This window comes from Shewanella septentrionalis (assembly GCF_025370265.1).
Classification (GTDB): Bacteria; Pseudomonadota; Gammaproteobacteria; order Enterobacterales; family Shewanellaceae; genus Shewanella; species Shewanella hafniensis.
This window is the reverse complement of sequence record NZ_JAMTCC010000115.1, coordinates 1-1,006: the sequence shown is the minus strand read 5'-3', so window position 1 is coordinate 1,006 and position 1,006 is coordinate 1. Positions and strand designations below refer to the sequence as shown.

General features: G+C 39.8%; 1 protein-coding gene. It reads left to right on the top strand.

All coding sequences use genetic code 11. The features are described from left to right. Positions 1 to 708: 708 nt before the first annotated feature. Positions 709 to 864, top strand: a complete 156-nt coding sequence (locus NE536_RS22790) for a Hok/Gef family protein (RefSeq protein WP_261273856.1) — start codon at positions 709 to 711, stop codon at positions 862 to 864. Positions 865 to 1,006: the final 142 nt, after the last annotated feature.

The window sequence follows — 1,006 nt, the reverse complement described above, 5'->3', positions numbered from 1 at the left end:
GCCTCACATCACCTTATCAGCTAACAGCTGATATTTGTCATGCCTGACAATCGTCCATAGGGCATATAGCGTTAAAAAGTACCTCACATAGTCATTAAAAATTCATTGAATCATCATCGATTACAGGCATCTTGAGGTATAACTACTGATGTTTATGATTTCTAGTTATAAAGTTAAAGTACAAAATAAGACTGTAAAATTAGTTGTGATCTTTAGTCTGTTATCTTGAATTTTTTCTTTTGATTTTTTCTTTAAAAGAAGAAAGAGAAAAAGATCTATAAGCAAAAGAATTAAAAATGCCTCGCCACTTCCTAGCTTACGCTAGGGGCGAGATCTAAAAGCACTGCTGTACATTCCTTTTGTCATTCGACCGTTAAGCTACAAACGCGCTGAACATCAGCAGCTAAAGAAAAAGCGTCTAGCAGAAAGGAATTGCAAGCTGGGTGCCAATGGTGACTTTTGATTGTGTTACGAATTCAAATAAAGCTAAGAGATTAAATGGTTACACCATTTTTTAAAGATAAAGCGTTGACGGGAATGTGAGTGTAAGTGGTAAACTTCAAGCGGGTGCTCTTGGCTATTTGGCAGGAGCATAGATTTGCAAAGGCCAGATAGACGAAAGCCCCGTAGTTAATCCATTAACCAACGAGGCAATCTAATGTATACGACAATACAAATAGTAGCCTCTTTACTTTTAAGGGGCAAGTTATGCCGAAGAAAAATACCACCATCTTGAGTCTGGCTATTGTGTGTTTCACGTTGATAGTCGCGCTGGCACTGGTCAGAAATGATTTGTGTGAGGTGGAGTACCGTAACGGTACGGCGTTGTTCAAAGCGGTACTTGCCTACGAAGTAAGAGACTAGCAAGCCTAGGCAGGGGTTCCGAATCCCTGCCTAGTTTTGGATTGTGATGATACAGACCTTGAGCACCCAACTTTTTTAGTTTCAACTTGGCTGATTTGGTTTTTTTAGACTGTGGTTTACGATGCTGGTGCGCATAGGGTTT

Excerpts from the sequence above, each read along its gene's own strand:
- NE536_RS22790 (WP_261273856.1), top strand. The coding sequence starts at position 709 with ATGCCGAAGAAAAATACCACCATCTTGAGTCTGGCTATTGTGTGTTTC.